This window comes from Methylobacterium variabile (genome assembly GCF_001043975.1).
GTDB lineage: Bacteria > Pseudomonadota > Alphaproteobacteria > Rhizobiales > Beijerinckiaceae > Methylobacterium > Methylobacterium variabile.
Genome location: NZ_LABY01000017.1, coordinates 43,573 through 68,842, shown reverse-complemented (window position 1 = coordinate 68,842; position 25,270 = coordinate 43,573). Strand labels below are relative to the sequence as shown.

19 protein-coding genes are annotated in these 25,270 nt (G+C 72.7%); 6 read left to right on the top strand and 13 right to left on the bottom strand.

What is annotated here, in order from left to right; translation table 11 throughout:
* Nucleotides 1-14: 14 nt before the first annotated feature.
* Nucleotides 15-1,271 (bottom strand): S8 family serine peptidase, encoded by a 1,257-nt coding sequence (locus tag VQ02_RS02765; protein WP_053080168.1) that lies wholly within the window; start codon nt 1,269-1,271, stop codon nt 15-17.
* Nucleotides 1,272-1,607: 336 nt separating this feature from the next.
* Nucleotides 1,608-2,504 carry a histone deacetylase family protein gene (locus tag VQ02_RS02760; RefSeq protein ID WP_048442640.1) on the bottom strand — a complete coding sequence of 299 codons (897 nt, stop codon included), beginning with the start codon at nt 2,502-2,504 and terminating at the stop codon, nt 1,608-1,610.
* Between the two features lie 587 nt (nt 2,505-3,091).
* Here VQ02_RS02760 and VQ02_RS02755 point away from each other — a divergent pair.
* Both VQ02_RS02755 and VQ02_RS02750 read left to right on the top strand, forming a co-directional pair.
* Entirely contained in the window at nt 3,092-4,999 is a 1,908-nt protein-coding gene (locus VQ02_RS02755; protein WP_048442619.1) for an autotransporter assembly complex protein TamA, read from the top strand.
* Nucleotides 4,999-9,522: a translocation/assembly module TamB domain-containing protein gene (locus VQ02_RS02750; protein ID WP_425339875.1), complete on the top strand. Its 4,524-nt coding sequence runs from the start codon at nt 4,999-5,001 to the stop codon at nt 9,520-9,522. The genes VQ02_RS02755 and VQ02_RS02750 overlap by 1 nt, the downstream gene beginning before the upstream one ends.
* Before the next feature lie 253 nt (nt 9,523-9,775).
* Here VQ02_RS02750 and VQ02_RS02745 read toward each other — a convergent pair whose 3' ends face one another.
* A complete protein-coding gene (locus VQ02_RS02745) occupies nt 9,776-11,359 on the bottom strand; it encodes an amidase (RefSeq protein WP_048442618.1) in 1,584 nt (527 codons plus the stop codon).
* Nucleotides 11,356-12,438 (bottom strand): pyrimidine utilization protein A, encoded by a 1,083-nt coding sequence (gene rutA, locus VQ02_RS02740; protein ID WP_048442617.1) that lies wholly within the window; start codon nt 12,436-12,438, stop codon nt 11,356-11,358. The genes VQ02_RS02745 and rutA overlap by 4 nt, the downstream gene beginning before the upstream one ends.
* 155 nt (nt 12,439-12,593) lie before the next feature.
* Between rutA and VQ02_RS02735 the strand changes: the two genes are divergently transcribed.
* Entirely contained in the window at nt 12,594-12,827 is a 234-nt protein-coding gene (locus VQ02_RS02735) for a DUF1902 domain-containing protein (protein WP_048442616.1), read from the top strand.
* On the top strand, nt 12,824-13,051 hold the full coding sequence (locus VQ02_RS35300) for a type II toxin-antitoxin system HicA family toxin (protein ID WP_083469004.1): 228 nt from the start codon (nt 12,824-12,826) through the stop codon (nt 13,049-13,051). The genes VQ02_RS02735 and VQ02_RS35300 overlap by 4 nt, the downstream gene beginning before the upstream one ends.
* On the opposite strand, the gene VQ02_RS02730 is transcribed toward VQ02_RS35300, so the two are convergent.
* The 3 genes from VQ02_RS02730 to VQ02_RS02720 are packed head-to-tail and all read right to left on the bottom strand — an operon-like array spanning nt 13,025 to nt 15,829.
* Nucleotides 13,025-13,801, bottom strand: a complete 777-nt coding sequence (locus VQ02_RS02730; protein ID WP_048442615.1) for an ABC transporter permease — start codon at nt 13,799-13,801, stop codon at nt 13,025-13,027. The genes VQ02_RS35300 and VQ02_RS02730 overlap by 27 nt on opposite strands.
* Before the next feature lie 28 nt (nt 13,802-13,829).
* The gene (locus VQ02_RS02725; RefSeq protein ID WP_048442614.1) at nt 13,830-14,735 is read right to left on the bottom strand and encodes an ABC transporter permease; all 906 of its coding nucleotides are present in this window, start codon (nt 14,733-14,735) and stop codon (nt 13,830-13,832) included.
* Nucleotides 14,732-15,829 (bottom strand): ABC transporter ATP-binding protein, encoded by a 1,098-nt coding sequence (locus tag VQ02_RS02720; RefSeq protein WP_245239608.1) that lies wholly within the window; start codon nt 15,827-15,829, stop codon nt 14,732-14,734. The genes VQ02_RS02725 and VQ02_RS02720 overlap by 4 nt, the downstream gene beginning before the upstream one ends.
* A gap of 603 nt (nt 15,830-16,432) precedes the next feature.
* Between VQ02_RS02720 and VQ02_RS02715 the strand changes: the two genes are divergently transcribed.
* A complete protein-coding gene (locus VQ02_RS02715) occupies nt 16,433-16,849 on the top strand; it encodes a hypothetical protein (protein ID WP_053080166.1) in 417 nt (138 codons plus the stop codon).
* A gap of 7 nt (nt 16,850-16,856) precedes the next feature.
* On the opposite strand, the gene VQ02_RS02710 is transcribed toward VQ02_RS02715, so the two are convergent.
* The 3 genes from VQ02_RS02710 to VQ02_RS02700 all read right to left on the bottom strand — a co-directional run bounded on the left by VQ02_RS02710 (nt 16,857) and on the right by VQ02_RS02700 (nt 20,913).
* Complete coding sequence (locus tag VQ02_RS02710) at nt 16,857-17,681, bottom strand: class I SAM-dependent methyltransferase (protein ID WP_048442612.1); 825 nt, start codon at nt 17,679-17,681, stop codon at nt 16,857-16,859.
* Nucleotides 17,682-17,837: 156 nt separating this feature from the next.
* Nucleotides 17,838-19,400, bottom strand: a complete 1,563-nt coding sequence (locus VQ02_RS02705) for a DHA2 family efflux MFS transporter permease subunit (RefSeq protein ID WP_048442611.1) — start codon at nt 19,398-19,400, stop codon at nt 17,838-17,840.
* 253 nt (nt 19,401-19,653) lie between these two features.
* Nucleotides 19,654-20,913, bottom strand: coding sequence for an HlyD family secretion protein (locus tag VQ02_RS02700; RefSeq protein ID WP_048442610.1), 1,260 nt, complete (start codon nt 20,911-20,913; stop codon nt 19,654-19,656).
* Nucleotides 20,914-21,082: 169 nt separating this feature from the next.
* Here VQ02_RS02700 and VQ02_RS02695 point away from each other — a divergent pair, with 169 nt between their 5' ends.
* Nucleotides 21,083-21,715, top strand: a complete 633-nt coding sequence (locus VQ02_RS02695; RefSeq protein ID WP_083469002.1) for a TetR/AcrR family transcriptional regulator — start codon at nt 21,083-21,085, stop codon at nt 21,713-21,715.
* On the opposite strand, the gene VQ02_RS02690 is transcribed toward VQ02_RS02695, so the two are convergent.
* The 3 genes from VQ02_RS02690 to VQ02_RS02680 form a co-directional block, all read right to left on the bottom strand.
* On the bottom strand, nt 21,694-22,686 hold the full coding sequence (locus VQ02_RS02690; protein WP_048442608.1) for a Rossmann-fold NAD(P)-binding domain-containing protein: 993 nt from the start codon (nt 22,684-22,686) through the stop codon (nt 21,694-21,696). The two genes, VQ02_RS02695 and VQ02_RS02690, sit on opposite strands and share 22 nt — an antisense overlap.
* A 394-nt stretch (nt 22,687-23,080) precedes the next feature.
* Nucleotides 23,081-23,767: a Crp/Fnr family transcriptional regulator gene (locus VQ02_RS02685; RefSeq protein WP_048442607.1), complete on the bottom strand. Its 687-nt coding sequence runs from the start codon at nt 23,765-23,767 to the stop codon at nt 23,081-23,083.
* Nucleotides 23,768-23,898: 131 nt separating this feature from the next.
* Nucleotides 23,899-25,230: a nucleotide sugar dehydrogenase gene (locus tag VQ02_RS02680; protein ID WP_048442606.1), complete on the bottom strand. Its 1,332-nt coding sequence runs from the start codon at nt 25,228-25,230 to the stop codon at nt 23,899-23,901.
* Nucleotides 25,231-25,270: the final 40 nt, after the last annotated feature.

Below are 25,270 nucleotides of genomic sequence, written 5' to 3'. Positions count from 1 at the left end.
CCCGTTCACGGATCTCAGATCTGGACGAGGCCCGCCCCCACGTCGCCCGAGGGTTGCGGCAGGGTCCGCGCCTTCGCGACCAGCAGGCGCCACAGGCCGCCCGCCGTCAGCCCCGGGTTCTCCTGGCGCAGCAGGGCCGCGATGCCTGCCACATGGGGCGTGGCCATGCTGGTGCCGCTGATCGTGTCGTACTGGGCCGACCAGGTCCGGAAGTAGGGCGGTTGCGGCGTCGCGGCGGGCTCCGGTGCGCTCGAATAGATGTCGACCCCGGGACCCGCGATGTCGACCCGACCGTCGGGATTGGTCGACCCGTTCGAGAAGTCGGCAGTGCGCAGGAAGCGGTCGACGGCACCGACGGCCATGATCGACGGGCAGTTGGCCGGGCTCCCGACGGGACAGACCTTGTTCTGGCTGCGCCGGCTGTCGTTGCCGGCGGCCGCGATGATCAGGGTATTCCGGCGCAGGGCCTCGCGGGCGATGCTCTCGAAGGCGTTCAGGTAGGTCTGCCCGGGCGCGACGCGGCTGCCGAGCGACATCGAGACGATGTGGCACTGGTTGGTCACCGCCCACTCCATCCCGGCGAGCGTCGAGCGGCCCAGGCTCGAGCCCTGGTTGGACAGGACCTTGCCGACGAAGATCTCGGCCTCGTGGGCGATGCCGTAGCGGCGGCCCTTGGTGGGGCTGCGCGGGCCGCAGGCCGTGCCGACGCAGTGCGTGCCGTGGCCGTTGTCGTCGGAGACCGCCTGCCCGGCGATGAACGAGCGGTCGGTGATCTGCCGGCCGCGGAAATCCGGATGGTCGAGGTCGAAGCCGGTATCCAGGATCGCGACGCGCACGCCGCGCCCGCTCGACCGGGCGCTGGCCACGCCGGTGGCGGTGAGGCCCCAGGTTGCCTGCTCCGTGTCCCGGAAGCCTTGCCCGGTCCCGCCGGCCGCCTCGCTGACCACCGACGAATCCGCGAGCAGCTTCTCGTAGAGGTGGTCGACCGCGTCCTTGTAGCCGCGGAAATACGCCTCGAAATCCGCCGGCGGACCGCTGCCGAACGCGAAGAAGATCGGCTCCGGCTCGATGATCGCCAGGGCGTTGTCGGCGGTGGCCAGCGGGGCGAGGGCGGCTTCCTGGTCGGGATCCGCGTCCATGACGGCGATCCCGAGCGTGTCGAAGACGACCATGCCGGCCTGCGCGACCTGCGCCAGGTCGACCGCACTGTCCGAGAATTCATTGGAATAGGCAACGTTCTTGACGCCGGCGGTATTGCTCAGAAGCGACAAGGCTTCCTTCGATGCTCCCGGCTTGAAGCTGATGAGGATGCCCGGCGTGAGATCCGTCGATGTCGGTGTCGTTACATTCTCCGATTGAGCGCCGGATGCCGACGAGCGGCGCGTGCGTCGTGCCATGATTGATCCCTCCCTCGTGTCTCGCCGCGGGCACATCATTCTCTGTGACGTTGATGTTTGTCGCGGCGAATGGAATCGGCGTCACGAATTCCGCGGAAATTGCGCTTGTAAATTATGCCAACATTTTAAGGCGAAGCGCAAGTCTTCTTCATATCAATAATGCTTGCACGTATCCGCCGGATCCTTGCGATCGGCGCAATCCGGATCCACTCACGCCAGGTCCGCCATCGCCTCGAACACCAGGGCGTGGCGGGCCGCGAGCGCCTCGACGTCGGTGGCGTAGCCGCCGCCGATCACCGCCGCGAGGGGAATGCCGCGCCGGCGCGCCTCCCCGACCACGTGACGGTCCCGCCGGCGCAGGCCGTCGTCGGTGAGGGCCAGGCGGCCGAGGCGGTCGTCCCGGTGGGGATCGACGCCGGCATTGTAGAACACCAGGTCGGGCCGAAACCCGTCGAGCAGGCGCGGCACGTGCTCCCCGAGCGCCGCCATGTACGCGTCGTCGGTCAGGCCGTCGGGCAGGCCGACATCGAGGTCGCCCGGCACCTTGTCGGTGGGGTAGTTCCGCTCGGCATGCATCGAGAAGGTGAACAGGTCGGGCTCGGTCTGCAGGCAGTCGGCGGTGCCGTCGCCCTGGTGCACGTCGAGGTCGATCACCAGCGCCCGGCGGATCGTGCCCTCGCGCTTCAGGGCGAGCGCCGCCACCGCCACGTCGTTGAAGACGCAGAACCCGCCGCCCGAGGCCCGCCGGCCGTGATGGCTCCCCCCGGCGGTGCTGCCGGCAAGCCCGCCCTCGAGAGCGAGGCGCGCCGCGAGCAGCGTGCCGCCGGAGGAGGCGAGGGAGCGCCGCGCCACCCCGGCATCGACCGGCAGGCCGATCGCCCGCTCGATCGCCCGCGGCACCGTGGCGGTGATCACCTGCTCGACGTACGACGCGTCGTGCGCGAGCCGGATCAGGTCCGGGCTCGCGGGGTCGGGCGTCACGAAGCCGTCCGGCACCAGGCCGCGGGCCGCGATCACGGCGGCCAGGCGCCCGTACTTGCCCATCGGGAAGCGGTGGCCCTCCGGCAGCGGGGCCTCGTAGGCCGGATGGAACACGACCGGGACCATGGACAAGACCCTGTGGACAGCGGGGATGGCACGGACACGCTCAACGCGCCGGCCCGGCCGGGGGCAGGCGCGACCGCGCGCCGCGGGCACCGACAATCTATCCGTCCGCATCAGAGGGTTGGCGTGCCGCTTCCGATCGATCAGGCCGCCGCTCCGGGCCTCTCCGGCTCCCGCTCCGCCCGCTTATGCTCTAGCTTGGCCCCGGATCGGCCTGCCGCACGGACACGGTTTGGACACGAATGCCCACGACCCTCGGGGAGGATCCTTGGGGCAGGGATATTTGGGGACGGGATCTGTTGGGCGCGCGTCTGCTCGCGGACGAGGTAGCGCGGGGCGGGCGCGGCGGTTCGTGCAGGCCGGATCGTCGGCCCGCGCATCGCGGGCCGACTGGAGACGCCCGCGACGGCGGGCACGGAGCACGCCGGTGGCGTGAGAATGGTTTCGCGGCACCGCCCCGGCGGGCGGTGCCCACAGCACGGCCGGGGGGCATGCGGTATCGGGTCGGACTGCGTCGCGGCGCGCCGGGGGCGCGTCCGTCAACGGGATACGGCAGGGTTGCGGGGCTCGCCCTCGCGCTCGGCGCCGTCATGTCCGCGGAGCCGGCCCGGGCCTTCGACCTCTTCGGCCTGTTCGGCGCCGAGGAGGCGCCCCCGGCCCCGAGCCCGGCCGCCCTGCCCTACGCGATCCGCTTCCAGGGCGTCGAGGACGAGGACCTGCTGCGGGCGCTCCAGGACACGTCGAGCCTCTACCGCCTGCGCAACGACGCGCCCCCCGACGGCGAGGGCCTGCTGCGCCGGGCCGAGGCCGACGCGACCCGCCTCGTCGACGCCCTGTGGGGCTTCGGCTACTACGACGGCCGCTTGAGCTTCCGCATCGAGGACGTGGTGCTGGGCGGCGACGCGGCGGCCCGCAGCGCCGTGCGCGCCGCCGAGGCCGCCCGCAACCGGACCCTCGTCGCGGTGCGCATCGGTGTCGACCAGGGCCCGCTCTACCACCTGCGGAGCCTCGTGGTGCTCGACCCCGCGGGCGTGCCGTTCCCGCCCGAGGCCGTGCCGGCGCGCCTCACCCGCCTCGGCGACGAGGTGCCGGCCCGCTCCGCCACGGTGCTCGCTCGCGAGGCGGCCCTCGTCGACCATTTCCGCCGCCAGGGCCACCCCTTCGCCAAGGCGCTGCGGCGCGAGCCGGTGGTCGACCACGCCGCCCACGCCATGGACGTGACCTTCGTGGTCGATCCGGGGCCGAAGGCGGCCCTCGGGGCCGTCACGGTGCGGGGCACGAAGGACCTCGACCCGGCGGTGGTGCGCTCCTTCATCTACGCCGAGCCGGGCGATCCCTACTCGCCGCAGGCGCTCGCCGACATCCGCCGCTCGGTCTCGCGCATCGAGGCCCTCGGCGGCGTGCGGGTGCGGGAGGGCACGGCGCTCGACCCCGACGGCACCCTGCCGGTCTTCGTCGACGTCACCGAGCGCGCGCCGCACATCGTCGGCGTCTCGGCCCGCTACTCCACCGTCGACGGGCCGGGGGTGCGCGCCTACTGGGCCGCCCGCAACCTGTTCGGCGGCGGCGAGACCCTGCGGATCGACGCCGACCTGTCCTATCTGGGCCTCGGCACCGACTTCTACGCCCGCCGCCGGCGGCTGGCCGGCATCGAGACCAACGGGCTCGGCGGCCGCCTCGCCGCGACCTTCGTCAAGCCGGCCCTGTTCGGCACCCGCAACGACCTGCTGGCCAGCGCCTTCATCGGCCGCGAGGTCCAGCAATCCTATCTCAGCGACGCCACCGGCGGCACCGTCGCGCTCCGCCATCGCTTCGCCGACGCCTTCTCGGCCCAGGTCGGGATCGACGGCCGGGTCGGCTCGGACCGGGACGCCCTGGGCCGGGTCGATTACGGGCTGCTCGGCCTCAACGCCGGCGTCACCTACGACTCGACCGACAGCCTGCTCGACCCGACGCGGGGCGTGCGCGTCACCGCCTCGCTCACGCCCTATGCGGGCCTGGGCAACAGCCCGGACCTGCTCATCGCCAAGGCGCAAGGGTCGACCTACTACGCCTTCGACGACGAGGCCCGCTACATCGTGGCGGCGCGCCTCGGCTTCGGCTCGATCAGCGGCGCGGGCCTCGCCGACATCCCGGCCTCGCTGCGCTTCTTCGCCGGCGGCGGCGGCTCGATCCGCGGCTACGCCTACCGCACCGTCGGGCCGATCGGCCCGTTCCAGCTGCCGATCGGCGGGCGCTCGCTGCTGGAGGGCTCGGTCGAGGGCCGGATCAAGATCACCGACACGATCGGCATCGTGCCCTTCGTCGATGCCGGCACCGCCTTCGCCGGGACCCTGCCGGACTTCGACGAGCGCATCCGCGTCGCGGCGGGCTTAGGCCTTCGCTACTACACCGGCATCGGCCCGATCCGGGTCGACCTCGCCGTGCCGCTGAACCCCGACAAGCAGCTCAAGCAGCCGCCGGTCGCCCTCTACATCAGCCTCGGTCAGGCGTTCTGATGATGCAGTCGCGAGGACGCGCGAAGCCGGGCCCTGCCCTCCCCCCTTCCCGGACGACCGGAGCGTCAGGGGAAGGAGGTCCGGGATCCAGCCGTGAGCCTCGCCGCGAGGCGGCTCCGCATGCAGCACCATTGCAGACGCACGGTCGCTTCGCGACGTCTGACCGCTGGATCCCGGATCTCCCTCCGCTCCGCTCCGGTCGTCCGGGAAAGGGCGTGGGCGTACCCCGCCTCCTCACCGCCGCCATCGCCGTCACCCTCCTCGCCCTCGCCTGGCTCGGCCACGCTGCCACCGGCGAGGCGGCCGAGGGCGAGACCACGATCCTCGGCGACCTCCTGTCCCGCGCCCTCTCGACCCCGACCTCGCGGGTCTCGATCGGCGCGGTCGACGGGGCGCTCTCCTCCGACGCCACGATCCGCGACGTCGCCATCGCCGACCGCAACGGCGTCTGGCTGCGCCTCGACAAGGCGCGGCTGATCTGGCGCCGCACGGCGCTCCTCTCCCGGCGCCTCGAGATCGACCGGCTCGAGATCGGCCGGCTCGAGGTGCTGCGCCGGCCCCTGCCCTCCGCCAGCCCGCCGTCGCAGGACAAGGAGGCGCTGCTGCCCGAGCTGCCGGTCAAGGTGGTGGTCAAGGCCTTCTCCTTGAGCGAGCTCGCCCTCGGCGAGCCGGTGATCGGCGAGGGCGCCCGCATCGCCGGAGCCGGCCAGGCCACCCTCGGCGACCCGCGCGAGGGCCTCGACCTCGGTGTCGGCCTGCGCCGCCTCGACAAGCCCGGCACGGTCACGATCAAGCTCGCCTACGCGCCGGAGAGCGGCCGCCTCGAGCTGAAGCTCGCCCACGACGAGCCGGCCGGCGGCCTCGCGGCGCGGCTCATGAACCTGCCCGGCCTGCCGCCGGTCACCCTCGACCTCGATGGAAGCGGCACGCTGGACGCCTGGAACGCCACCCTGGCCTTCCGGGCCGGCGAGGGCATCGGTGCCGAGGGCCGGGCCCGCATCGACCGGGCCGGGGCGGAGCGGCGGATGACGCTCGACCTCGCCTCGCAGGTCGAGGGCCTGATGCCCGGGCCCCTCGCCGCGGTCTTCTCCGGCACCACCCGCCTCGACGGCACCTTGCGCTTTGCCGACGACGGCGCCGTGCGGGTCGACCGGTTCGAGCTCACCTCCCGCACCGCGCGCCTGGCGCTGAACGGCGGCGTCGACGCGGCCCGCACCGCCGACCTGACCCTGCAGGCCCGCGCGCTGCCGACCGAGGGCGGCGTCACCCGGGCCGGCGAGTCGACCCTCGAATCCCTGGTGCTCGATGCCAGCGTCAAGGGACCGCTCGACGCCCCGGCGGTCCGCGGGCGCCTGCGCGCCGCGGGCCTGTCGGCGGCGGGCAGCCGCCTCGGCCGGGCGAGCGCCGACGTCGTCGCCGAGCCGCTGCCGCGCACCCCCGAGGGCCAGGCCTTCCGCCTCGCGGCGGAGGCGGAGGTCGACGGGCTCCACCTCGCCGACCCGGCCCTGAGGCGGGCGATCGGCCCGAAGGCCTCGTTCCGCCTCGCCGGCCGCCTCGACCCGAACGGCGTCGCCGACCTCGAGGCGGTGACCCTGGAAGCCCCGACGGCGAAGGCCCGCTACACCGGCCGCCTCGGCCGCGACATGGCGGCGGGCACGCTCCAGGCGGAGCTGCCCGACCTCGCGGCGTTCTCCCTCGCCGCCGGCCGGCCCCTCGGCGGCCGCGTCGCCGTGACGGCGCTGCTCTCCGGCGATCCCGGACGGGCCGGCATCACCGCCGACGTCGAGGCGAGCACGGAGAAGCTCTTCCTCGGCACCCCCGCCCTCGACCGGACGCTCGGCCGCACGCCGCGCTTCACCGGGCGCCTGACCCGGCTGCCCGACGGCTACGCCGTCCAGGCCGCGCGCCTGACCGGGGCCGCCGTGACCGCGACCCTCGACGGCCGCGCCACCGAGACCAGGGCCGACATGACCGGCCGGGTCGACCTCACCGACCTCGCGAGCCTCGATCCCGACCTCGCCGGCCGGGCCGGCCTCGATGCCCGCCTCACCGGCTCGCTCGAGCGCCCGGACCTCGCCGTGACCCTGGCGGCACCGGACGCCAGGGCCCTCGGCCGCCCGATCCGCGACCTCGCGGCCCGCGCCATCCTCACCGACGTCACCGGCGCCCTCGACGGGACGCTCGCCCTCTCCGGCCGGGTCGACGGCAAGCCGCTCTCCGGCGATCTCCACCTCGCCCGCCGCGACGCCGACTGGGTGCTCGACCGGCTCAGCCTCGGCCTCGGCTCGGTCAGCCTCGCGGGCAACGCCGCGCTCGATCCGGCTGCCCGCCTCGCCGAGGGCGAGGTGACGCTGAAGGCCGGCGACCTCGACGACCTCTCGGCCCTGGCGCTGACCCGCCTCGCCGGGCGCCTCGACGCCGCGATCACCCTCAGCCGCGCCGGCGGCCGGCAGGATGCCCGGGTGCGGGCGACCGGCGAGGGCGTGCGCGGCGCCGGCGTCGCGCTCTCCCGCCTCGACGCCGACCTCGCCGGGACCGACCTGTGGACGCGCCCCCGGGTCGCGGGCCGGCTCAACGCCGACCGGCTCGTCGCCGGCTCCGAGACGATCGAGGCCGTCCGCCTCGACGCCAAGCCGGCGCCCGACGGCAGCGACCTCCTGCTCCAGGCCCGGGCCCGGGGCTTCTCCCTCGACGGTGCCGCCCGGCTCGTCCCGGCCGAGCCTCCGCGCCTCGATCTCGCCCGCCTCAGCGCCGTGCGCGGGGCCGACCGGCTCTCCCTCGCCGGACCGGCCACCCTGACCTTCGCGGATGACGGCGTGACGGTCGCGGGCCTCGCGATCGCCGCCGGCTCGGGGAGGGCCAGCCTCGACGGCACGCTCGGCCAGCGCCTCGACCTGCGGCTCGGCCTGAAGAGCCTGCCCCTGTCGCTGGCCCGCATCGTGGCGCCGAGCCTCGCCCTGTCCGGCACTCTCGACGGCGAGGCGGTGCTGACCGGCCCGGCCGCGAGCCCGGAGGGCCGCTACGCCTTGAGCCTGTCGCGCCTCGTGACGCCCGAGACCCGCTCCGCCGGCCTGCCGCCGGTCGACGCGAAGGCCTCCGGCCGGATCAGCGACGGCCGCGCCGGCCTCGACGGCACCGTGACGGCCGGGAGCGGGCTCCGGCTCGCCCTGTCCGGCTCGCTCCCGGTCGAGGCCGGCGGCAGCATGGACCTGCGGGCCCGCGGCACCATCGATGCCGCGCTCGCCAACACGATGCTGGCGGCGGGCGGCCAGCGCCTGACCGGCCGGGTCGCGGTCGATGCCGGGGTCGGCGGCACGCTCCAGGCCCCGCGGGTCGACGGCGCGGCGGTGCTCACCGGCGGGACCTTCACCGACCCGCTCCAGGGCGTCCGCCTCACCGACATCCAGGGCCGGGTGACCGGCCGCGGCGACACGATCGTGATCGAGCGTCTCACCGCCGCCACACGCAACGGCGGCACCCTGCAGGCGCAAGGCCGCGTCGCGGTCGAGCCGGCGGCGGGGTTCCCGGGCAACCTGACCATCCGGGCCGACCGGGCCGAGCTGGTCTCGAGCCCGCTGATGACGCTGACCACCGGCCTCAACCTGTCGCTCACCGGGCCGCTGGCCCGCACCCCGCGGGTGACAGGCCAGGTCGACGTCGTCTTCCTCGACGTCTCGGTGCCCGACCGCCTGCCCGCCACGGTGCAGCCCCTGCCCGGCATCCGCCACGTCAACGTCCCTCCGGAGACCCGGGCGCGCCTCGCCGCCCGGGCGAAGCGGGACGCGCCCGCCCGCCGCGGCCGCAAGGCCCCGCCCTTCCTCGCCACCCTCGACGTCGCCGTGAACGCCCCCGGCCGCATCACCGTGCGCGGCCGCGGCATCGACGCGGAGCTCGGCGGGAGCCTGCGGCTCACCGGAACCTCGGCGGCGCCGGTGGCGAACGGCGCCTTCGCGATGCGCCGCGGCCGGATCCAAATCGTCGGCCAGCGCCTCGACTTCAGCCGCGGCCGCCTGACCTTCGCGGGCGACCTGACCGCGCCGGACCTCGACTTCCTGGCCCAGTCCCAGGCCGGCGACGTCACGGCGAGGATCGCCGTCACCGGCCCGGCGAACCAGCCCGACTTCGCGATCTCCTCCGAGCCGCCGCTGCCGCAGGACGAGGTGCTGTCGCGCCTCCTCTTCAAGAAGGCCTCGGGCGGGCTGTCGCCGTTCCAGGCGCTGCAACTGGCGCAGGCCGTGGCCCAGCTCTCCGGCGGCGCCGGCGGGCCGGACGTGTTCGAGAGCGCCCGCAAGGGGCTGGGCCTCGACAGCCTCGACATCCAGGCCGGCACCAAGGGCGGCGCGGCGGTCGGCCTGTCGCGGGCGCTCGGCGAGCGGGTCAATGTCGGCGTGCGCGCCGGCGCCCGCCCGGAGGACAGCGCCGCGACCATCACCTACGACGTGACCGGGCGGATCAAGGTGCAGGGCGAGGCTGGCGCCGACGGGCGCACCGCCGTGGGGGTGGGGGCGGAGTGGGAGTATTGAGGCTTCCGATCGCCCCACCCGGTTCCCGACCCTGCTTCTCGCGCGGATCGAGGACCTCGGCTCGGGCGAGGCCGCCATGGACGGGTGGGCGACCATCCCCTTGGCGCGGATCGCCGCCGACCCTCAGGGTGCCGGGACGGTCATCGCTGCCTTGCGGTGGATCGTGGATCAGGTGAAGGCGGTCGGCACGCGCTCCCGCTCGAGCGGATAGGCGCCCCACATCCACTCGTGGTCGGCCGACCAAGGAAGCCGATCACCCCACTTCCGGCGGCGCCTCCAGGTGATGCCCCGTCTCGCGCTGGAACGCCGCCCCCACGCCTAAGCACAGAGCATCGTCGTAGGGCTTAGCCACGACCTGGGCGGCGACCGGCAGCCCCGTCCGGCCGAAGCCGGTCGGCAGCATCAGGGCCGGCAGGCCGGTATAGTCGAACAGCATGGTGTTGCGCGGCAGCACCGCCTGGAGCGGGTGGGCGGTGCCGTCCACGTCGACGGTGAGGGTGTCGAGCGCCGCCGCCTCGCCGCCGAGGCCCGGGGTCACCAGGACGTCGACCTGATCCAGGGCGCCCAGGACCTGGGCCAGCACCAGGGGCCGGCGGCGCAGGGCGCGCAGGTAATCGGTGGCGGCAAAGTGCCGGCCCTGGTCCATCCGGGCGCGGGTGCCGGGATCGAGGGCGTCGGCGCGGTCGAGGTCGGGCTCCTGCAAGGCGGCCAGTTCCGCCATCACGATCGTGTAGCCGTCCTGGTGCGCGGTCGCGACGGGCCCGAGGTCGACCGGCACGAGACGGGCGCCGCCGCGCTCCAGCACCGCGAGCATCGCCTCCCAGGCGGCCAGCACGCCTTCGTCCTGCATCGCGGTGAACCAGCCGTCCGGCACGCCGACCCGCAGGCCGGCGAGGCCCCGTCCCCGCGCGGCGTCGTAGCGGCCCGCGGCGTGAGGGTCGGCGCCGTCGGGACCGGCGATCCAGGGCATCACCCGGGCGAGGTCCTCGGCCGAGCGGGCCATCGGGCCGACATGGTCGAGGGTCCAGGACAGGGGCGCGACGCCGGTGCGCGGCACCAGCCCGCGGGTCGGCTTGAGGCCGGTGATGCCGCACCAGGCCGCCGGCACCCGGATCGAGCCGCCGGTGTCGGTGCCGAGGGCCAGCGGCAGCAGCCGGGCGGCGAGCGCCGCGCCGGAGCCGGTCGAGGAGCCGCCGGTCCAGCGCGCCCGGTTCCACGGGTTGCCGACCGCGCCGTAGCGCGGGTTGTGGGCCGAGCCGCAGGCGAACTCGGTGGTGGCGAGCATGGCGAAGGGGATCGCGCCCGCCGCCCGCAGGCGCGCCACCACGGTCGCGTCGGTCTCCGCCACCCGGGCGCCGGTGAGGCGCGAGCCGCAGGTCACCGGGGCGCCGGCGCAGTCGATGATGTCCTTGATGCCGAACGGCACCCCTTCGAGCGGCCGCGCCTGCCCGGCGCGGATCCGGCGGGCGCTCTCCGCGGCGGCCGCCTCCGCCCCCGGCACCGGGGCCAGCAGCGCGTCGCGGCCGGACGGGTGGCGGGCGACGCGCTCGCGGAGGGCGGCGAGGAGCGCCACCGGGTCGGTCGTCCCCGCCGCGAAGGCGGCCTGGAGGGCGCCGATCCCGAGGGCGTGCAGCGGGCCGTCCTGCACCGGCGGCAGGGGCGGTGCGGCTGGCGCCGCCTCCCCCGTCGCCGCCGCGGCCGACCGCAGGCGCTGCTCGGCCTCTCCCGGCTCGGGAGCGTCGCGCTCCCAAGCCGAGGGCAGGTCCCGGGCCGGGGCGCTCTCCGCGACCGTGCCGGCCAGGATGGTGCGGGCGATGAGCACGTCGGAGATGCTCACGCGGCGATCTCCCGGCGGGCTTCCCGGCAGGCCATCAGCGGCTGGATCCGGGTGCCGAAGGCGTCGAGCCCGGCCAGGAAGTCGTCGAAGGTCAGCATGATCCCCTTCACGCCGGGCACCGCGGCCGCCTCGTCGAGCATCCGCGCCACCTTGGCGTAGGAGCCGACGAGCGTGCCCATGTTGAAGTTCACCGCCCCCTCGGGCAGGTTCATCCAGGTCGCGGTCGAGTCGGCCGAGGCGTTCTTGTCCTGCGTGCTCTGGTCGAGCATCCAGGCGAGCGCCGCGACGTCGGCGCCCTGGCGGTAGGCCAGCCAGCGCGCCTCCGCCGCCGCGTCGGTCTCGTCGGCGATCACCATCATCAGCACGTAGGAGCCGACGTCGCGCCCGGTCTTCGCCGTCGCCTCGATCAGTCGGGCGCAGGTCGGCGCGCAGGCTGTCGGCGTGTTGAGGCCGGTGCCGAGGACGAAGTTGTAGTCGGCGTAAGTCGCGGCGAACTCCATGCCGCGCCCGCTCTGGCCGGCGGCGACGATCGGGATCGGGCCGGAGGGCGCGGGCTTCATCATGCAGCCCTCCATCCGGAAATGCTCGCCCTGGAAGTCGGAGGCTCCGGTCTCCCACAATTCCTTCATCACCTGGACGTACTCGGTCGAGTAGTCGTAGCGGTAGCCGAAGTAGTCGTCGCCGGGCCACAGACCCATCTGCGCGTATTCCGCCTTCTGCCAGCCGGAGACGATGTTCACCCCGAAGCGGCCGGGGGCGATCGAGTCGATCGTGGTCGCCATCCGGGCGACGAGGGCCGGCGGCAGGGTCAGCACCGCGGTCGAGGCGAAGAGCTTGATCCGCTCCGTCACCGCCGCAAGGCCGGACATCAGCGTGAAGGATTCGAGGTTGTAGTCCCAGAACTCGGTCTTGCCGCCGAAACCGTGCAGCTTGATCATCGAGAGGGCAAAATCGAGCCCGTAGCCTTCCGCCTTCTGCACGATCGCCTTGTTGAGGGCGAAGCTCGGCTTATATTGCGGGGCCGCCTCCGAGATCAGCCAGCCGTTGTTGCCGATCGGGATGAACACGCCGACATCCATGCTTGAAGCTCCGGGTTCCGGTGGGCGGCTGGTGCCGCCCGGGGGAGCCGTTGCAGGATCGGGGCCGAGTGGATGCCGATCCTGCAATTTTCCCGAACCGTTGCGGATCGCGCGGCAATCCACGACATTCGGTCCCGACGCTTCGGGATCACATCATGGCGCTGTTCATCGTTCAGATCGCTTACGACGCCGACGCCGAAGTTTGGTACGTCGACAAGAGCGACGTTGCAGGCTTGAGGGCCGAAGCCCCGACATCCGATGCCTTGATCGCCCGTATCCCAACGATGGCGGCAGAGCTTCTGGAAGAAAACGAGCCTGGGTTGGGTGAGGTCGCGATCGAGATCATCGCGCACATGCATGCCCGCATTTCGATCCCTGCGGCCGCATGAACGACTATACCAAGGCGGTCAAAGCGCTCTTGCTCGCCGCCGGCTGCGCGTTCAAGCGTCAGGGTCGAGGGGATCACGAGATCTGGTTCAGCCCTCTCACGAAACGCGCCTTCACGGTCGATGCTGCGATCAAGTCCCGACACACCGCCAACGGCACCCTGAAGGATGCCGGACTGCCGAAGGCATTCTTATGGAGGTCACCGCCGCCGTGCCGTCAGCACTGAGGCCCCCAGCACCGCGACGCTCACCGCCCCGATCAGCAAGGTCGAGATCGCGTTGATCTCCGGGGTCACGCCGAGGCGGACCTGGCTGTAGAGGCGCATCGGCAGGGTGGTGGCGCCGGGGCCCGAGACGAAGCTCGCGATCACGAGGTCGTCCATCGACAGGGTGAAGGCCAGGAGGAAGCCGGCGATGACGGCCGGCGCGATCAGCGGCAGGGTCACGGTGCGGAACACCGTCACGGGGGTGGCGCCGAGATCGGCGGCGGCTTCCAGCAACGCGCGGTCGAGGTTGCGCAGGCGGGCCTGCACCACGACAGTGACGAAGCACAGCGTGAAGGTCGCGTGCGCGACCACGATGGTCCAGAAGCCGCGGGGGATGCCGAGGCCCACGAACAGCAGCAGCAGCGACAGGCCGGTGATCACCTCCGGCATCACCATCGGGGCGTAGACGAGCCCGGTGAGGAGCAGCCGGCCGGGGAAGCGCCGGCGCCCGTCGAGGGCCAGCGCCGCCAGCGTGCCCAGCACCGTCGCGAGGCCGGCCGACGCGAAGGCGACCTTGAGGGTGACGAGGGCCGCCTCGACGAGGGGGCCGTTCTCGAGGAGGCCGGCGTACCAGCGGGTCGAGAACCCGGCCCAGACCGTGACCAGCCGCGAGGCGTTGAACGAGTAGACGACGAGGAGCAGGATCGGCCCGTACAGGAAGGCCATCCCTAAGCCCAGCGCGGCCCAGGCGAGTGGGTGGGCGCGGCTCATCGACGGGCGCTCATCTATGGTCGCACATCTAAGGTCGCTCCAGGCGACGGGCCTCGGCCTCGCGGAAGAGCACCACCGGGCCGGCCACGATCACCAGCAGCACCACCGCCACCGCCGAGGCGAGCGGCCAGTCGCGGTTGGAGAAGAACTCGCTCCACAGCACGCGCCCGAGCATCAGGGTGTCAGGGCCGCCGAGCAGGTCCGGAATGATGAACTCGCCGGTGATCGGGATGAAGCACAGCAGGGCGCCTGCGACGAGGCCGGGCAGCGACAGGGGCAGGGTCACGGTGCGGAAGGCGGTGAGCCGGCTCGCCCCGAGGTCGCGGGCGGCCTCGACGAGGCCCCGGTCGAGGCGCTCCAGCACCGCGTAGAGCGGCAGCACCATGAACGGCAGGTAGGCGTAGACCACCCCGATCATCACCGCCGCCGGGGTGTTGAGGATCTCGACCGGCTTATGCGTCAGCCCTAGGGCCAGGAGCGCCTGGTTGAGGAGCCCGTCGCCCTTCAGGATCGCGATCCAGGCGTAGACCCGGATCAGGAAGCTCGTCCAGAACGGGATCACCATCAGGGCGACGAGGAGCGGCTGCCACCGGCGCGGCGCCCGGGCCATCGCGTAGGCGATCGGGTATCCGACGAGGATCAGGAGCAGGGTGGCGCCGAGGGCGACCGCGAGCGAGGTCAGGCCGGCCTCGAGGTAGAGCGGGTCGGCGACGAGCGTGCGGTAGTTCTCGAAGTCGAGGGCCGCGAGCACGTCGGCCCAGCCGGCCAGCCCCGCGTCCCAGTCGAGCACCGGCGTGTAGGGCGGCAGCGCCGTCGCCGGGTCGGACAGGCTGATCTTCAGCACGACGAGGAACGGCAGGCCGAAGAAGGCGACGAGCCAGAGGAGCGGCACGGCCGGAAGGCCGAGCCGCCGCAGGGTCCCGCGCCGGCTCATGCGGGCTCCGCCGCCAGCAGCGAGGCCGCCTCGGGCGCGAAGGCGAGGCGCACCGGGGCGCCGACCCCCGGGCCCGCGCCGGGGGGACCGGCGGCACGCAGCACCCGCCCGTCCGCCATCCCGACCCGGTAGAGGATTTTGTCGCCCAGGTAGGTCGCGTCGAGGAGCGTGCCCGGCAGGCCCTCCTCCCCGCCGAGCCTCAAGCGCTCGGGCCGCAGGGCCAGCAGGCCCGGCGCTCCCGCCGCACCGGCGCCGTGGTGGTCGAAGGCCGTCAGGGCACCGAGCGGCGTGTCGAGGCCGCGCAAGCGCCCGGCCCCGCCCTCCCCGAGCCGGCCCTCGATCAGGTTCACGTCGCCCAGCAGCCCCGCGACGTAGCGGGTGGCCGGGCGCTCGTAGAGCTCCGCCGCCGGCCCGACCTGGACCAGCCGGCCGGCCGCCATCACGCCGATGCGGTCGGCGAGCACCATCGCCTCGGCGGGGTCGTGGGTGACGACGACGAAGGTGGTGCCGAGGCGGCGCTGCAGCGCCCGCAGCTCGCCCTGCGTCTCCTCCCGCAAGGAGCGGTCGAGGGCGCCCAGGGGTTCGTCGAGGAGCAGCACCCGCGGCCGCTTGGCGAGGGCCCGGGCGAGCGCCACCCGCTGGCGCTGGCCGCCGGAGAGCTGGTCGGGCCGGCGGGTGCCCAGGGGCTCGAGCTGCACCAGGCGCAGCATCTCGGCGACCCGGGCGGCGATCTCAGGTTTGGCCAAGCGCTCCCGCTCCAGGCCGTAGGCGACGTTCCGCGCCACGGTCCGGTGTGGGAACAGGGCGTAGGACTGGAACATCATGTTGACCGGCCGGCGGTGCGGGGCTGCGCCGGCGAGGTCCTGCCCGTCGAGGAGGATGCGGCCGGCGCTCGGGTCCTCGAAGCCGGCGGTCATCCGCAGGAGCGTGGACTTGCCGCAGCCGGACGGGCCGAGCAGGCAGAAGACGATGCCGGGCTCGAGGTCGAGGCTGACGCCGTCGACGGCGAGATGGTCGCCGAAGCGCTTCGACACCGCCTCGAAGCGGAGGCGGCCGGTGGCGGGCGGGGTCGCGGAGGGAGCAGGCGTCGTCACGTCGTCCGGGCGGCGTGGGCAGGAGGCCGACATCTACCGCGGGAAGGCCCCGCGCGGGAAGAGCCCGCGCAAGAAGGCCCTGTGCGGGAAGAGCCCGCGCAAGAAGGCCCTGTGCGGGAAGAGCCCGCGCGACCTGACCCCGACGCGTCCACGCCGCCCATCGGACCTAGAAGCGGGCCCGATGCTCGGAAAGAAACGCAACAATCTCGAAGGCAAGCGCTGCCGTTAGTTTTATCAGACCAAAGGGGGTGATCCAGCGGCTTGCAAGTTGTGGGACATGGCGTGTACTGATAACGGCGACACGCGTTGATCCCGTCCGTTGCGTCCCGTGCCCCGGACGGTATCCGCACCTCCTCCCGAGACGTGTCGCAGACTTGGCGTCTTTCCCCTCCCGGGGGAAGGCGCTTTTCTCTGCTGCGCCGGGCCGTGGTCCGACCGCTCAGGCGTCAGGTATCCGGCTCGGGGCCGTCGTGCCGGGGTCGGACGCCCGGCCCTCCGCCGATGCGCCGCGACGGCCCCGCCTTGACAAATCGGGGGCCTCGGTGTCGCTGCGGGCGCTTGTCCCGTGCGTCCCGAGCGCGCCCAGTGGGATGAAAACGCCCGATGAGATTTCACTTCGCCCGGTCGCGACTGGTGTCCCGCTACCTCGGTGGGCGACTGCTTCGAACCCCGCTGCCCGGATTCGACGAAGAGTATTACGTCCGCGTCAACATCCGGCTGCCGCTCGAGTCGATGACGCCCCTGGAGCACTACCTCCGCCACGGCTGGCGGGAGGGCCGCGATCCGAGCGCCGGCTTCAGCACCCGCGGCTACCTCGCGGCGAACCCGGACGTGGCGGCCTCGGGCGTCAACCCGCTGCTGCATTTCCTGGAGCACGGCCTGAGCGAGGGCCGCACCGGGTGGCAGAAGCCCGGTGCGTGGTCGGGATCGCCTCAGGCGGGCGTGACCGCACCGGCCGTGGCTGCGCGACCGGCGGCGCGGGCCGAGGGCGGCGAGGCCGGTCCGCCGGAGGGGCGCTGACCGCCGCTCACGGGCCGCTCAGCCACGTCCTGATCGCGCTGAGAACGCCGTCCCGGCGGCGCGGCTGGAGCCGGCGCAGATTGTGCAGCGACGGAACCATCAGGTCCTCGCCGACGGCCCGGATGACGTAGATGTCGTGAAGGTCGATACCGGGAGAGCGGAAGCCCTCCAGGTGCAGGGAGTATTCCCGGATGACCTTGCTCACGAAATCGATCATCGTTGCGCAATTGCCGTACTCGTCCCCGCTGATGTCCTTCTGCTCGCTCGAGGAGACGAACGAGAAGCTGTCCTCGTCGAGCGGGGGGCGGTCCATCTTGGGCCAGATCATCGCGCCGTGTGCCGAGAAGACGAGGAGGCCGCCCGGAGCGAGGTGCGTGCTGAGCCGGTACAGCCACGGGCCCCAGGTGGCCTTCGGGAGGTGGGTGAAGAACGAGAGGGCGAAGATCACGTCGTACCGGTCCGGGAGCGAGAACGCCTCCGGCTGCGCCGTCGACAGGTGCGCCGGGATGCCGAGGTCGTTTAGGAAGGCGACCGCGTCCGGGTGAATGTCGCAGGCCGAGATGCCGGCCTCGGGAAACATCTTCGCGAGGTGACGCGAGACCCGACCGTAGCCGGACGCGAAGTCGAGGAGCGAGAAGTCCGGTCGCGCCGGACGATGCTGCTCCAGGAGGTCGCGCAGGACCTCCGCATGCGTCCGCCCGCCCTCGAGATAGGCGTAGACCGCGCCGGCCTTGTCCGTGTCGGGCAGCGCATCGTAGGCGTACCAATAAATATAATCGTGATCGTGAATGTCGCCCCGAACGCCGTAATCTTCTGCCAGCCTTCTCGCCAATGAAAGATTGTCTTGACTGATGGTTCGATTGTTCGTCGACAAGATTTCACGCTGCCCTGCAAGATCGGCAATCGAGCATCAGGCACCCATCTTGTCAACATCGGGTCCGCCCGCAGCGACGCCGCCAAGAAGGCTCGCCTCGCGAGCGGCCGGCCTTCAGTGGGCGTCGGCCCCCGCCCCGCCCGGGCGCGGCCGGCGGATCATCGGCGTGGCGCAGGCCATCAGCACGAACAGCGCCGTCAGGATCAGGAACACGTCGGAGAAGCTCATCAGCAGCCCCTGCATCCGCACGGTGTTCATCATCGCCTTCAGGGCCATGGCGTCGGGGTTGCCGGCGAGTCCCGCGAAGCCCTTCGCCATGCTGTCGAGGCGCTCCAGCACCATCGGGTTGGTCCAGGTGAAGCGCTCGTGCAGGCGGGCGAGGTGCAGGTCCCAGCGGTCGTTGAGTGCGGTGTTGATCAGCGCCAGCCCCACCGCCCCGCCGAGGTTGCGGGTGAGGTTGTAGAGGCCGGACGCGTTCTTCATCCGGGCCGGCGGCAGGGTGCCCAGCGCGATGTTGTTGATCGGGATCATGCACAGCATCAGCGAGCAGCCGCGCAGCACCTGAGGCAGCAGCAGCTCGTAGAAGTCCCAGTCCTTGGTGATGCCGGTGACGATCCAGGTGCCGGCGGCAAACCCTGAGAACCCGATCGCCATCATGATCCGCGGGTCGACCTTGGCCGAGAGGCGCCCGGCGATCGGGGCGGTGGCGAACATGCACAGGCCTGAGACGAACATCGTCTCGCCGATCTGCAGCGCCGAGTAGCCGCGCACCCGGCCGAGATAGACGGGATAGAGGTAGGTCAGGCCGTAGAGGCCGATGCCCATGACGAAGCTGAACAGGCAGCCGCCGGCGAAGTTGCGGTCGGAGAAGGCGCGCAGGTCGACGATCGGCTGCTCGGCGGTGAGCGCCCGCCAGAAGAACCCGACGCAGGCGACCCCGCAGACGATGGCGGCAAGGAAGATCGCCTCCTCCTGGAACCAGTCGTGGGTCGGGCCCTCCTCCAGCACGTATTCGAGGCAGCCGAGGAACGCCGCCATCAGGCCGAGGCCGGCCCAGTCGAAGCGCTTGAGCAGGTCGAGGTTCGGCTTGTCGAAATCGACCAGCAGGTAGGTCGAGACCGTGACGAAGATGCCCGGCACGATGTTGACGAGGAAGAGCCAGTGCCAGTTGAACAGGTCGGTGAGGTAGCCGCCGACCGTCGGGCCGATGGTGGGGGCGAGCGTCGCCACGAGGCCGATCATCGGCGAGACGATGCTGCGCTTCGAGGGCGGGAAGATCGTGAAGGCCGAGGCGAACACCGTCGGGATCATGCCGCCGCCGATGAAGCCTTGGGCGGCGCGCCAGACGATCATCTCGCCGATCGTCGACGAGGTGGCGCACATCAGGCTCATCAGGGTGAAACCGCCGGCCGAGATCACGAACATCCAGCGGGTCGAGAGCACCCGCGACAGGGTGCCGGAGAGCGGGATCGAGATCACCTCGGCGATGAGGTAGCTCGTCTGCACCCACGGGATCTCGTCGGCCGAGGCCGAGAGGCCGGCCTGGATCTCGGCGAGCGAGGCCGAGACGATCTGGATGTCCAGGATCGCCATGAACATCCCGAACACCATGCAGACGAACGCCACCATGCGGCGGCGGTCGATCGGTGCATCGGCGGGCGCGAGGGTCGCGGCCATGTCGGAGAGCCTGCGTGAGGGAGGAATTTGTCGAGTGTGCGGAGGTGCTTCCACCGCACAGGGTCATCCCAGGGCCGCGAAGCGGAGCCCGGGATCCAGAGCCGCAGGGGGTGCAGTAACGAGCGGAAAGCGGCTCGCCTCATCCTGCACTTCCAGAGTTTCTGGATTCCGGGCTCTCGCCTGCGGCGAGCCCCGGGATGACCAGGACGGTGTCAGGTCCCGGGAGTGCACCCGGAGACGATCCGCGTGGGCCTCAGCGGCCCGCGGTGCGCAGCGATGCCGCCGGCTTGGCCTCGGACACCGCCTGGTGCGGGTCGATCGGGGCCGGCGGCTGAGACTCGTCGAGGCCGCGCGTGTCGACCCGCACCACCACCGACAGGCCCGGCCGCAGCAGGCCCTCGCGGGCGACCGCCTCCGGCACCCGCACCCGCACCGGCAGGCGCTGGACGATCTTGGTGAAGTTGCCGGTGGCGTTGTCCGGCGGCAGCAGGCTGAACACCGAGCCGGAGGCCGGCGACAGGCTCTCGACCGTGCCGAGGATGTCGCGGTCGGGCCAGGCGTCGACCCGGATGTGGACCGGCTGGCCGACCCGCACGCGGCCGAGCTGGGTCTCCTTGAAGTTGGCGTCGACCCGGGCGCTCTGCAGCGGCACGAGCGCGGCGATGCGCGAGCCCGGCGCGACGTAGGCGCCCGCCTCCACCGCCTTGTTGCCGACCACCCCGTCGAAGGGGGCGCGCAGCACCGTGAAGGAGAGGTCGCGCTTCGCCCGGTCGACGGCGGTGCGCAGCTCGGCGGCCAGGTTCTCGGCCTCCTTCGTCTGCGCCTCCAGCACCGCCACGTTGGCCTGGAGCGCGATCAGGTTGGCCTCGGCGCCCTTCACGGTGGCGTCCGAGCGGTCGCGGTCGGCCCGGGACTGTTCGAGGCGCGACTTGGCGGCGAACTCGGACTGCGCGAGCTGCATCTGGCGCTGGTAGTCGGCGGCCGCCCGCACCTGGTCGGCCTTGGCGGCGTCGATCTGGGCCTGGCCCTGGAGCACCTGGGCCCGCGCCGCCTCCGCCTGCCGGGCGATGCGCGCGATGGTGCTGCCTTGCGTCGCCAGCTTGTCCTCGGCGGCCTTCAGCGCCAGGCGGTAGTCGCCGTCCTCGATCCGGGCGATGACGTCGCCGGCCTTGACCGCCTGGCCGTTCACCACCGGCACCGCCTCGAGGTAGCCTGAGACCTTGGCGGCCAGCGTCGAGATGTCGGCTTGGACGTAGGCGTCGTCGGTCGAGACGAAGAAGCGGCCGGTCGTCCACCACTCGTGGCCGGCGTAAGCGCCGTAGCCGCCACCGCCGAGGAGCAGCGCGACCAGGACCAGGCGGCGCAGCGGCCGCTTGCGCCGGGCGGACGGGGGGGCTTGTGGGACGGCCTGGCCGGCGGGCGGCGCGGCCTCGGTCTTCCCGCTCGGAGGCGCGGCCTTCCCGTCCACATCGCCGGCGGGCCGGCCCTGCGCGTAATCGTCTCGGAACGCCATCGTCTTCCACCCGTCGCCCGCCGCCCCCGTGCGAATCGGTTGACGGCTCTCGAACGGCCGCGATAGTACGTTGACCGAACCGTTCGGTCAATCGGCGGGCGCGCTGCCGAGCGTGGTTGACCGCGGCCGCCCCGCCCCCACAATGGCTCCCGACCAAGATGATCCGGCCATGAGTGACGCCTCCCTCAGCTCCCCGCCCGCCGATACCGAGAAGCGCCGCCAGATCCTGGACGGGGCCCGCGAGGTGTTTCTCGCCAGCGGCTTCGACGGCGCCAGCATGGGGGCGATCGCCAAGGCGGCGGGGGTCTCGAAGGGCACGCTCTACGTCTACTTCGAGAGCAAGGAGGCCCTGTTCGAGGCCCTGACGGTCGAGGAGAAGCGGACGCTGGCGGAGAACATCTGCCGCCTCGACCACGACGACCCGGACGTGGCCGCCGTGCTGCGCCGCCTCGGCACCAGCCTGATCGAGGCGATGGTGCGGCCCGACCACGTCGCCTCGGTGCGGATGGTGATCGGCGCGGCGGAGAAATTCCCGCGCTTCGGCCGGGCCTTCTACGAGGCCGGGCCGCTCCTCGGCCGGGCTCGCTTGCGCGCCTATCTCGACGCCCAGGTCGCCGCCGGGCGCCTGCGCCGGATGGACAGCGATCTCGCCGCCCGCCACTTCTTCGACCTCTGCGCCGCCACGACGATGCGCCGGCTGCTCTTCGGGGTCGGCGATCCGCCGACCGAGGCCGAGACGACCTACTGGGTCGCCGAGGCCGTGCGGGTGTTCCTGGCGGCCTACGGGCCGGAGGGGCGGTAGCACCGCTCCGCGTGCCAGGCGGCGAGGAGCGCCGCTTCCTCGGCGGCCGTGAGGCCCGTGACCGGACCCTGCGCGGTGTCCAGCCAGCGCAGGGTGTCGCGGACGGTGTCCGCCAGCGGCCGCACCCTGAGCCCCGCCGCGAGCGTCGCCGACACGTCGCGCGAGGCGTCCCCGATCGCGTCCGGCAGCGGGAGCGGCAGGGAGCGCGGGCCGGATTCCCGCGCGACGCCGTGCCGGTCGAGGAAATCCGGATCGACCCAGGTGGTGGTGCAGGATGACCCGAGTGCGTCCGCACAGCGGTCGAGGAAGGCGCGGCGCGTGCAGGCCGGTCCGACCGCGTCGAACGGCCCGCTGAGGCGGTCTCGCGCCGCGCGGACGATCCAGCCCGCGAGATCGCGCACGTCGATGAACTGGACCGGATCGTCGGGCTCGGCCGGCGCCAGCACCTCCCCGCCCCGCCTCATCCGCCTCACCCAGTAGCCGAACCGCCCGGTCGGGTCGCCGGGACCGACGATCAGCCCGGCCCGGCAGATCAGGGCATGGGCGCTGAAGGCCCGCTCGCAGGCGACCTTGGCGGCGCCGTAGGTCCCGGGCCCGCTGTGCTCGACCTCGTCACCCACCGGCGCCAGGAGCGGCGCGGCGTCGGCCCGCTGTCCGCTCGTCACCGTGTCGGCGTAGACGCTCGTCGTCGACACGAAGGTCCAGTGCCCAACGCGGCCGCCGAGTACCGCCAGCGACCGCCGGACCTGGCCCGGATGGCGCGACACGTCGATCGCCGCGTCGAACCTCTCCTGGCCGAGCGCCACGAGCCCGTCCGGCCGGTCGCGGTCGATCGCGACGAACCGGGTGCCTGGCGGCGCGGAGCCTGAGATGCCCCGTGCGGCGCAGGTCACGGCGTTGCCGAGCCCGGCGGCGTGCTCCGCGATGGCGCGGCCCAGGAACTGCGTGCCGCCGAGCACCAGCAGACGCATGTCTCGCTCCATCGATGAAACGGCGCAGTCCGCAATTATCCCGGCAGGTGTCGGTGGGGAAAGATCGGCACAGGGCGCGCCTCGTAGCAAGGTGTCATCATCGATGCCTTGCGTCATCGATGCGCCCTGCGGGACGCGGGCTGGCGCCGCCACTCATCCGAAGCGCCTGCTCGCGGACGATGCGCTCTCCGGACGATCACTTCCGGAAGACGTATCACCGGCCCGCGCGGAGAAGCTTCGCACGCCGGAGCGAGGTCGAAATCCGCATGGCGAAAGCGACCTCGCAGAGGTCGCCCGAGGCAATCAATCGGATTTCTTCATCTCGATTGCGGCGGCTCCCGGCTCGACACCGCGGCTGGACCGTTCGCCGGTGCATGGGTCTCCGCAGGAGGACTTACCCGTCCTCCCGCAGCGCCTCCGCCACCCGGGCCTCGAGGATGTCGGGCCGGCGGATGACCAGGGCGCCGCGGGTGCGGTCGACCAGGCCTTCCTGGGCCATCACGGTGAATTCCCGGGTCACCTGCTCGCGGCGGCAGCCGATGCGGGCGGCGAGCACGTGGTGGTAGGGCGGCGGGCTCACCGCGCGCTCGCCGTCGGTGCCGGGCCGGGGCGACGACAGGCGCAGGAGCTCGGCGTAGAGGCGGTGGCGCAGGTCGAGGACCGCGTGCTCCATCAGCCGGGCGTTGAGCATCCGCACCCGCTTGGCCAGCAGCCGCAGCAGCCGGTCGGCGATCGGCGGCGCGGCGAACACGATCTCGCGAAAGACCGGGGCCGGCACCACGCAGAGCTCGCCGCGGGTGAGCGCCGTGACGTTGGCCGAGCGGCTGACCCCGTCGATGGCGGCGAGTTCGCCGAAGAACTCGCCGGCCCGCATCTCGCCGAGGATCACCTCCTTGCCCGACTGCGTCCGGTTGAGGATGCGCACCTCGCCGGAGGCGAGCAGGTAGACGTCGGTCGAGGCGTCGTCGAAGTCGACCAGGATCTCGTTGGCATCGAACCGGCGCCAGATGCAGCGCGACTCGTACGGGGTCAGGTCGATGCCCGCTTCCTTGAAGAACGGAGAAACTGCGAGCCGACCCATGACGCTGCCCTCGAACCCCGCGAACCGTGGCGGTCCCGCCCGCGTTCTTAGCCCGCCGCGGCCCCGCTCGCCAGGGCATGAGCCGCCTCCATCGGAGTCATGTGCCGGTCGGGCAGGAGTTTTTCCCGGGTTTACGCCTTCACGACGGCCGCGACTGTTAGTCCATGGCGGGCCATGACGTTGCGGGTGTCGACGATGAGCCGGGCATGAGCCGCCACCAGGGCATAGTCGACGCCGTCGTGGTCGGTGGCGATCAGCACCGCGTCGACGCCGCGCAGGGTCTCGGGCGTCAGGGCCTGCGAGCGCCGCCCGGCGAGTTCCGGGTGCTCGCGGGTTGAGGGCAGCACCGGCACCAGGGGGTCGTGGTAGAGGGTGGTGGCCCCCCGCGCCTCGATCAGCCGGATCAGCTTCAGGGCCGGGCTCTCGCGGGTGTCCTCGACGTTGCGCTTGTAGGCCAGCCCCAGCACCAGCACGCGGGCGCCCGAGAAGGCGCGGCCGGTGCGGTCGACGGCGGCCGCCAGGCGCTCGACCACGTGGTAGGGCATCCGCGTGTTGACCTCGCCGGCGAGCTCGACGAAGCGGGCCGGCACGTCGAATTCCCGCGCCTTCCAGGCGAGGTAGAACGGGTCGATCGGGATGCAGTGGCCCCCGAGTCCCGGCCCGGGCTGGAACGGCATGTAGCCGAAGGGCTTGGTGGCGGCCGCCTGGATCACCTCCCACACGTCGATGCCCATGGCGTCGTAGACGAGCTTCAGCTCGTTCACGAGGGCGATGTTGACCGAGCGGAAGATGTTCTCGGTGAGCTTCACCGCCTCGGCGGCCGCGGCGGAGGAGACCGGCACGGTGCGCACCGTGAGGGCGCCGTAGAGCGCCTCGGCGAGCTGCCGCGAGGCCGGGTCGTCGGCGCCCACCACCTTCGGGATCCGGGCGGTGTCGAACTGATCGTTGCCCGGGTCCTCGCGCTCCGGCGAGTAGGCGAGGAAGAACGCCTCCCCGGCCCGCAGGCCCCCGGCCTCGAGGATCGGCCGCATCACCTCGGCGGTGGTGCCCGGATAGGTGGTCGATTCGAGCACCACGAGCTGGCCCGGGCGCAGGGCGGCCGCGATGGCGCGGGCGGTCGCCTCGACGTAGGACAGGTCGGGCTCGCGGTGGCGGGTGAGCGGCGTCGGCACGCAGATCAGCACCGCGTCGGGCTCCGACAGGCGCCCCATGTCGCCGGTGGCCTGGAAGGTGCCCGCCGCCAGCGCCGGGCCCAGGGCCTCGCCCGGGATGTGGTGGAACGCCCCCTCGCCCTGGTTCAAGGCCGCGACCCGGCCCGGGTCGATGTCGAAGCCGAGCACCGGGAAGCCGGCCCGCAGCGCCGCGAGCGCCAGCGGCAGTCCGACATAGCCGAGGCCGACGATGCCGATCAGCGCCCGGCGCTCGTGGAGGAGCGTGCCCAGGATCTCGGAGGTGGACGTCATCGCGGATCCGGGCTCGGCTGTCATGGCCCCCGCTTAACGG

Bases quoted from the DNA above. Each gene is read 5' to 3' on its own strand.
- VQ02_RS02715 (WP_053080166.1), top strand. From the start codon at position 16,433: ATGAGATTTCACTTCGCCCGGTCGCGACTGGTGTCCCGCTACCTCGGT.
- VQ02_RS02700 (WP_048442610.1), bottom strand. From the start codon at position 20,913: ATGGCGTTCCGAGACGATTACGCGCAGGGCCGGCCCGCCGGCGATGTG.
- VQ02_RS02680 (WP_048442606.1), bottom strand. From the start codon at position 25,230: ATGACGTCCACCTCCGAGATCCTGGGCACGCTCCTCCACGAGCGCCGG.
- VQ02_RS02725 (WP_048442614.1), bottom strand. From the start codon at position 14,735: ATGAGCCGGCGCGGGACCCTGCGGCGGCTCGGCCTTCCGGCCGTGCCG.
- VQ02_RS02690 (WP_048442608.1), bottom strand. From the start codon at position 22,686: ATGCGTCTGCTGGTGCTCGGCGGCACGCAGTTCCTGGGCCGCGCCATC.
- rutA (WP_048442617.1), bottom strand. From the start codon at position 12,438: ATGGATGTCGGCGTGTTCATCCCGATCGGCAACAACGGCTGGCTGATC.
- VQ02_RS02750 (WP_425339875.1), top strand. From the start codon at position 4,999: ATGATGCAGTCGCGAGGACGCGCGAAGCCGGGCCCTGCCCTCCCCCCT.
- VQ02_RS02755 (WP_048442619.1), top strand. From the start codon at position 3,092: ATGTCCGCGGAGCCGGCCCGGGCCTTCGACCTCTTCGGCCTGTTCGGC.
- VQ02_RS02705 (WP_048442611.1), bottom strand. From the start codon at position 19,400: ATGGCCGCGACCCTCGCGCCCGCCGATGCACCGATCGACCGCCGCCGC.
- VQ02_RS02735 (WP_048442616.1), top strand. From the start codon at position 12,594: ATGGCGCTGTTCATCGTTCAGATCGCTTACGACGCCGACGCCGAAGTT.
- VQ02_RS02760 (WP_048442640.1), bottom strand. From the start codon at position 2,504: ATGGTCCCGGTCGTGTTCCATCCGGCCTACGAGGCCCCGCTGCCGGAG.
- VQ02_RS02685 (WP_048442607.1), bottom strand. From the start codon at position 23,767: ATGGGTCGGCTCGCAGTTTCTCCGTTCTTCAAGGAAGCGGGCATCGAC.
- VQ02_RS02730 (WP_048442615.1), bottom strand. From the start codon at position 13,801: ATGAGCCGCGCCCACCCACTCGCCTGGGCCGCGCTGGGCTTAGGGATG.
- VQ02_RS35300 (WP_083469004.1), top strand. From the start codon at position 12,824: ATGAACGACTATACCAAGGCGGTCAAAGCGCTCTTGCTCGCCGCCGGC.
- VQ02_RS02695 (WP_083469002.1), top strand. From the start codon at position 21,083: ATGAGTGACGCCTCCCTCAGCTCCCCGCCCGCCGATACCGAGAAGCGC.